The sequence below is a fragment of the Planctomycetia bacterium genome, assembly GCA_034440135.1.
GTDB lineage: Bacteria > Planctomycetota > Planctomycetia > Pirellulales > JALHLM01 > JALHLM01.
Genome location: JAWXBP010000360.1, coordinates 1 through 7,264, shown reverse-complemented (window position 1 = coordinate 7,264; position 7,264 = coordinate 1). Strand labels below are relative to the sequence as shown.

Genomic DNA, 7,264 nt, shown 5'->3' with positions numbered 1-7,264 from the left:
TCATTCATCATTTCATTGTCACGGTGCAAACGCTTCTCCAATCAAACCTGCTTGTTCCAGCTTGTGCCGGGTGAAGGAACCTGTCGCCGGGCTGGAGGCAGTGTGGCGGCAGACGCCGCGCAACGGCCAGCGGCGGAGGATCATGTCGCCGAAGCGGACGAGCAAGTGCCGCCACGCGCCCATGTTTTCCGGTTCTTCCTGCACCCAGACGACCGGCGTGCCTTCGGCGTAAGGCTTAAGGGCCTCGGCCATGGTTTCGTCGGAGAGCGGATACAACTGTTCGAGGCGCACGATGGCCACGTCTTCATGGCCGCATTGCAGTCGCTCGGCGGCCAGGTCGTAGTACACCTTGCCGGCGCACATCAACACGCGCCGCACTTTCGGTCGATTGGCCCGGTCGTCCGGCACGAATCGTTGAAAGCGCCCGGTCGCCAGTTCGTCGAGCGTGGAGATGCAGTTCGGATGCCGCAACAAACTTTTTGGCGTCATCATCACCAGCGGTTTCGCCCAGCGCCGGAGCACCTGGCGGCGCAGGCAATGGAAATACTGCGCCGGCGTCGAGAGGTTCACGATCTGGATGTTATCTTCCGCGGCGAGCAACAGGAATCGCTCCAGGCGGGCGCTACTGTGCTCGGGTCCCATGCCCTCGAAGCCATGCGGCAACAGCAACACCAAGCCGCTCAGCCTCCGCCATTTGTCTTCGGCGCTGGTGAGGAATTGATCGATGATCACCTGCGCGACATTTACGAAGTCGCCGAATTGCGCTTCCCACATCACCAGGCCGCTGGGGTAGTCGAGGCTGTATCCATAGTCGAAGCCCAGCACCGCCACTTCGGAGAGCGGGCTGTTGACGATTTCGACCGGCGCCTGTCCCGGCTCCAAGTGCCGCAAGGGGATGTGGCGATGCCCGTCGCGCGTATCGTGCAGCACCGCATGCCGTTGGCTGAAGGTGCCGCGCCCGACGTCCTGTCCGCTCAATCGAACGCGATGCCCCGAAACAGCCAGTGTGGCGAAGGCCAACGATTCGGCCGTCGACCAATCCAGCGGCTGCGAGCCGACCGCCATGGCCTGGCGGCCTTTAAGAATGCGCAGCACTTTGGGATGCGGATGGAAATCGTCCGGCAACTTCGTTTGCGCTTGCAGCAGCGTCATCAGGCGCTCGCGACTTACACCGGTTTCGACCTCGGGCGCCAGGCGGTCGGGTCCGCCGAGATAGTTTTTCCAGATTCCCTGCATCGGCAGCAAGCGCGTCAGCGAGTCCGTGCCGCGCGCGATGCGCAATTCATCTTCCAGTTGATCCTGACGTCCTGTCGCAAGGCGGTCTGCTTCTTCGCGCGTCAATCCGCCGAGCGCCAGCAAGTGATCGAGATACCCTTCGCGAACGGTCTTGCGCTTTTCGATCGTCGCGTACAGCACTGGCTGAGTGAACGCTGGCTCGTCCCCTTCGTTGTGCCCGCGGCGGCGATAGCAATACATGTCGATCACCACGTCGCGTTGAAACGCCGCGCGGAAATCGAGCGCCAGGTTGACCACGGCGGCGACCGCTTCGGGGTCCTCGCCATTCACGTGAAAGATCGGAATCTGCAACATCCGCGCCACGTCCGTGGCGTAACTGCAGGAGCGCCCTTCGTGCGGCGACGTGGTGAAGCCGATCTGATTGTTCACGACCACGTGCAGCGTGCCGCCGGTACGATAGCCGGGCAGTTGGCTCAAGTTAAGCGTCTCTTGCGAAACGCCTTCGCCGGCGAACGCGGCGTCGCCGTGAATTAACAGCGTTAGCGTTTGATTGCGTTGGTAGTCGCCGTTGCGATCTTGCTTCGCTCGTGTGCGCCCCAGCGCCACAGGATTCACGAATTCCAGATGGCTCGGGTTGAAGCACAACGATAAGTGTACTTCTTTGCCGTTGGCGCAGCGCCACTGCGAGCTGTAGCCCAGGTGATATTTGACATCGCCACGGCCATTGCGGAAATCCGGCTCTGAATCCTCGAACTCGCGGAAGATTTCGCGCGGCCGCTTACCCATGATATTGGCGAGCACGTTCAACCGCCCGCGATGTGCCATCGCCATGACGACTTCGCGGACCCCTTGGCTGCCGGCCTTTTCGATCGTCAAATCCAAGAGCGGAATCAAGCTCTCGGCCCCTTCGAGCGAGAAGCTCTTCGCACCGATGTATTTCTTCTGCACGAACTCTTCGAAGATCGTGGCGTCGGTCAAGCGACTCAAGATCGCTAACTGTTGTTCGCGGGAGAGTTGGATGCGATTCTGCGAATGCTCCATCCGCGTCAGCAGCCAGTGCCGCACTGCCAGGTCGTCGATGTGCATGAACTGCACGCCGATCGATCGGCAATACGTGTTGCGCAGCAGTTCCAGAATCTCGCGCAACGTCCGTTCGCTGACGCCGTGAATCGTGCCGGTGACGAAAGTGCGATCGAGGTCTTCGTCGGTGAAGTCGTGGAAGTATGGCTCCAACTCTGGTTGGTACGAACGCGGAATGTCGAGCGGATCGATCTTCGCCATCACGTGGCCGCGCACACGGTATTCGCGCACCAGGCGATCGACCCGGTGCTGCATATCGTTCATCGTCTGCGCGTCAGGCGCCGCCGCAGGCTTACGCGCCGCCGCGCCAGCGCTGAACAAGCCCGGCGGGCGAAACGAGGGGCCGAAGCCGTTGCGCCGCGGGGCGTCGCCGTTCATCCAGTTGGCGAAATAGCCGCGCCATTCCTCGGACACCGCCAGAGGATCGCGCAGATAATCTGCGTAGAGTCCCTCGACGAACTCGATGCTTAACGTGCTGGCCAATTCTTCGATGGCCGGACTAGCGCCGCGAATCATGTCGTCTCCCGCCTCAAAGTATCAAACTTCCCGTCGCGTGCGTCGCGCTCGATTTGCGCGATCTTCCCCAGCCGCCGCGCGTGCCGTTCCAGTCCCGAAAAACGGGCCGCCAGAAACGCATTCACGACTTCCATCGCCAGCGCCGGGCCAATCACCCGCGATCCACAGCAAATCACATTCAAATCGTCGTCCTCAACTCCCTGCCGGGCGCTGAACGTATCGTGACACAGCGCCGCGCGAATCCCTGGCAGCTTATTCGCCGCCACGGAAGCGCCTACGCCGCTCCCGCAGATCAACACGCCGCGTTCCGCGCGACCTTCCAGAACCGCGAGTCCCACGGCCCGGGCGAAGTCAGGATAGTCCGAAGGAGCATCGTCCATGGCGCCGCAATCCACCAGCGCATGCCCGGCCGCCGCGAGCCATTCGCCCACGGTCGTCTTCAACGCGAATCCGGCGTGATCGCAACCTAAGGCGATGATCATATTTTCGTGTAGAGGTTTCCGCCCACACTAGCCCGAAGCGCCAGCGAGGGAGAACTGACGCGTCGTACCAATCGAGATGGAACTCTCGGCTGCCCCGTGACCAAACAACTGAGAGCTTTAACCCAAGCGGTACACGGCGCCGTCACTTCCTCGCTGGCGCTACGGGCTGGTATGGAAAGGCCTATCGTCCGCCTAACCGTTAGATTCAGAATACCGGTCTAGCGCCACCTGTAAAGTTATGTCGCAGTCGGCCGCGCGGCGACTCTCTCATATCGAATCGGCCCCGTATTGCGCTGAATCGCACATTGCGGCGTCAAACCGTGGGATTGCCCAGCGGACTGGGCTTTGATTGCGGAGTTTGCCGAAAGCTCCTAAAATCCGGGCCATCGCGCACCCCCCACAATGCCCCATTCCATCGCGAGCGCATTCCTGTGCCCAATATCGTTCGCCGCTCCTTGGCCGAGGTCTTCGGCACGTTCATCCTGGTGTTCTTCGGTTGCGGCGCCGTCCATGCGGCGGTGCTGCTCGATGCGCACCAAGGCCTATGGCAAGTGGCCATCGTGTGGGGCATCGCGGTGATGATCGCCTGCTATTTGTTCGGCGGCATCAGCGGTGCGCATCTGAACCCCGCGGTGACGGTGGCCTTGGCCGCCTGGGGCCGATTTTCTCCCCGCGACGTCCTTCCTTATATCTTCGGCCAGATGGCCGGCGCATATCTCGCGGCTGCGGCGTTGTTCGTGTTCTTCGAGCCGTTTCTCACCGCCAAGGAATTGGAGAAGCAGGTCCAGCGAGGCGAACCCGGCAGCGAAGTCACGGCCATGTGCTACGGCGAGTACTTTCCGAATCCCGGCGGATTCGCAGCCGAAAAAGGCCCGTTGGATTTGAGCGCCTTCGCGGCAGCGCAGTCGAAGTACTCGCTCGGGCGCGCGTTTTTCGTGGAATTGCTCGGCACGGCGGTGCTGGGACTCGTGGTCTTCGGCGTCACCGACCCGCGCAATACCGTCGTCCCGGATCGACTCGCGCCGGTATTTATTGGTCTCACGGTCACGGTGTTGATTTCGGTAATCGCCCCGCTGACACAATCGTGCTTCAACCCGGCGCGGGACCTAGGACCGCGACTGTTTGCCAGCATGGCCGGCTGGGGCGAAATCGCCTGGCCCACCGGCGCAGGCATGAAATTCCTGTGGGTCTATCTCGTCGCCCCGATTGCCGGCGCGGTCCTCGGCGGCGGACTGCATACGCTGCGAATTGCTCACGACCTGCCGCCCGCGAAGGTATGATAAAGCCGAGCGTCGTCTTACAACTTTCGCCGCCATCCGGACGGGCAGAGTTATGTCGTCATTGAGCTTTCGTGCCGCCATCGTGGCGTGCTGCGCGCTGCTGTTGCCCGCTCCATTCGGAGCGTCTGTGCATGCCGAGGAATGGTCGCTTCCCGAATTCGCCCGTTCACAAGTTGGGCGCGAAGCGTTCGGGCTTTATCTGGCCGGTAAAAAAACCGGCTACATGCTGACGGAGACGCGGTTGGCCACGCGCGATGGCCACGAGGTGCTGGAAGTCACCAGCGAGTGGACCTTCGTGATGCGGCTCTTGGGTGCGGAAACGAAATCGGAATTGCAAAATCTCATTGTTTATTCGCTGGAAGGGGACGGAGAGATCGTCTACGCCGAGGAACTGGAAAAAGAGGATGAGACCAGCATTCAGCGGAAAGCTGTCCGCAATGCGGAAGGACTCAAGATCAGCACGACGGAGAACGGCGCGACGACCGAACGGCAAGCCGGCAGCCCGCGCGACACGCTGGTGGTCGCGCGCGATTTGGAAGCGTGGCTGAAGCAGTCGCCTCAGGCCGGCGACAAACACGCGTTTTACGAAGTCACGCTTGGCGAAGACACGATCGACCGGAAGACCACGGCCGAATTCCTGGAGACTACGCAAATCGTTTGGGGTGGCGTGCCAGTCGCGGCGCATCGCGTTCAGACGGTCCTTGACGGCAGCAAGAGCGAGTTACTGATCGACTCGGACGGCCGCATTCTGCGCGGCAAGATGGGTTTGCTGCTGGAAATCCGCGCCGAAGAAGAAGCCACGGCCAAACAACTCGATGCCGAACCTGTCGACATGCTGGCCGCCTCGGCGATCCCGGTGGACCAGCCGCTTGGAGATGGCGAAACGATCGAACAATTGACGCTCAAGATCACGGCGCTCGACGATTTCGAACTGCCGCAGTCCGCGCGCCAACACGTTGAGGCTTTGGGCCAAGGCGCGGCCCAGGTCACGCTCGAGCGCGAACCGGAACCAACTCCTGTTGCGGAGCTATCCGCCGCGGACAAGGAGACGCATCTTCGCGCCACGCCGAGCATCCAATCCGACGCGGCGAGCATTCGCGAATTGGCGGCGACGATTGTGGGCGACGAAACCGATCCTATTCGGCGCGCGGAATTGATCGTGAAATGGATCGGAGGCAATCTAAGGCCCTCTTACGCGGCGAACGCCTCGACCGCCACGGCAGTCCTGGAACGTAAGGCCGGCGATTGCACGGAGTACGCGTTGCTGTTTACCGCGCTCGCCCGGGCGGCCGGAGTTCCCGCGCGGCAGATCGGCGGCGTGGTTTACACCGACGATCCCAAACCGCTTTTCGCCTGGCACGCCTGGGCGGAGATTCACGACGGCCACGGTTGGGTGTCCGTCGACCCCATGTGGCAACAAGTGCGAATCGATCCGACGCACATCCAGTTCTCGATCGACAGCGAGGCCGATTCCGCCTGGATCAACGTCTTGGGGGCCTTGAAGGTCGAGGTCCAGAATATTCGTCATCTGCCCGAATAACCCGGCGAGTTCGCCCTGCCGGCGTTATTTCGCGTTCGCGCTTACGCCTAACGGGGCGTAGGCTCTTCAAGCGGCGTAGCGTGTCGGCGGGCTGCCCACGGTCCCCCGGCGACGCACCCGCGCGGATTGTGGCGAGGGTGACGGAAATGTCGGAAGAACTGTTTGTATTATGCGCGCTGGCCGTCGGCCTGTTTGTATTCACGGCGATCGGCCATGCCATCTGGGTCGGTGGTCGGACGATCCTGCGCGCGCTCTTAGGAATGGAAAAGCCCGTTCCTTTGCCGACGCCGACCATCTCGCGCTGCCAGCGCTGCGAGTCCCCGCTGGAGCCCGGACGCGCGCAATGCCTGATCTGCGACTGGCCGCAGCCGTTGGAGCAGCAACGAGCGTCGCTGAGCGCGCTCCGATCGCTCCGTGAAAAACTCAATCATTGGTCGCGAGTCGGTGTCCTCGATTCGCAGGCGCACCGGCAGCTCGTCGACGCCATCAACGTCGAAGTAGCGAGGCTCACGCCGGCGCCGGTCGTGCTCGAACCGATTGTCCGAGCAGCGCGTGCTGAGCTTCCGCCGATCCCGCTTGCGCCCGGTCCAACGCCAGCGCCGGCGCCTGTGGTGTCGCCGCTCGCGCCCGAGGAGACGATTCAGGAACGTTTGCGTCGCATCGAGGAACGGCGGCGCGAACCGGAAGTGGAAGTCGCCGTGGTCGCCGAGATGGTCGAGTCCGGAGACAGTTTCTATACGCCGGCAGTGCCGCCTGCGCCGGTGAAGCAGGCCGCGCGGGTTCGCGTGGAACCGATCGCCGCGCCGGCGCCGCCAGCGCCGCCGCGACGGTCGTTCTCCGAATTGTTCCTGTCGTTCATGGAAGAGCGGAACATTCGCTGGGGCGAATTGATCGGCGGACTGTTGATCGTCTGTTGTTCGATCGCGCTCGTGATCAGCTTCTGGAGCGCGATCGCCGAGCGCCCGGTGTTGAAGTTCATCGTCTTCAACGGCGTGAACGCCGCGATCTTCGGCGCGGCCGCCTACACGGAGCGACGTTGGAAGCTGCCGAACACGAGCCGCGGGTTGTTCATCATCGGCGGCCTGCTGGTCCCGCTCAATTTCTTGGCGATGGCCGCTTTCAGCGCCGCC

The 7,264-nt window shown here is 62.3% G+C and carries 5 protein-coding genes; 3 read left to right on the top strand and 2 right to left on the bottom strand.

Annotation, left to right across the window (positions count from 1 at the left end; translation table 11 throughout):
- Window positions 1-18 precede the first annotated feature (18 nt).
- Window positions 19-2,832: a 2-oxoglutarate dehydrogenase E1 component gene (locus tag SGJ19_21720; protein ID MDZ4782876.1), complete on the bottom strand. Its 2,814-nt coding sequence runs from the start codon at window positions 2,830-2,832 to the stop codon at window positions 19-21.
- On the bottom strand, window positions 2,829-3,314 hold the full coding sequence (gene rpiB, locus SGJ19_21715) for a ribose 5-phosphate isomerase B (protein ID MDZ4782875.1): 486 nt from the start codon (window positions 3,312-3,314) through the stop codon (window positions 2,829-2,831). The genes SGJ19_21720 and rpiB overlap by 4 nt, the downstream gene beginning before the upstream one ends.
- 431 nt (window positions 3,315-3,745) lie before the next feature.
- On the opposite strand from rpiB, the gene SGJ19_21710 reads away from it, so the two are divergent.
- The 3 genes from SGJ19_21710 to SGJ19_21700 all read left to right on the top strand — a co-directional run.
- Window positions 3,746-4,594 carry an MIP/aquaporin family protein gene (locus SGJ19_21710; protein ID MDZ4782874.1) on the top strand — a complete coding sequence of 283 codons (849 nt, stop codon included), beginning with the start codon at window positions 3,746-3,748 and terminating at the stop codon, window positions 4,592-4,594.
- A 52-nt stretch (window positions 4,595-4,646) separates the two neighbouring features.
- On the top strand, window positions 4,647-6,134 hold the full coding sequence (locus tag SGJ19_21705) for a transglutaminase-like domain-containing protein (GenBank protein ID MDZ4782873.1): 1,488 nt from the start codon (window positions 4,647-4,649) through the stop codon (window positions 6,132-6,134).
- 146 nt (window positions 6,135-6,280) lie between these two features.
- A partial coding sequence (locus SGJ19_21700; GenBank protein ID MDZ4782872.1) for a hypothetical protein occupies window positions 6,281-7,264 on the top strand: 984 nt, incomplete at its 3' end.

Bases quoted from the DNA above. Each gene is read 5' to 3' on its own strand.
- SGJ19_21720 (MDZ4782876.1), bottom strand. From the start codon at position 2,832: ATGATTCGCGGCGCTAGTCCGGCCATCGAAGAATTGGCCAGCACGTTA.
- rpiB (MDZ4782875.1), bottom strand. From the start codon at position 3,314: ATGATCATCGCCTTAGGTTGCGATCACGCCGGATTCGCGTTGAAGACG.
- SGJ19_21705 (MDZ4782873.1), top strand. From the start codon at position 4,647: ATGTCGTCATTGAGCTTTCGTGCCGCCATCGTGGCGTGCTGCGCGCTG.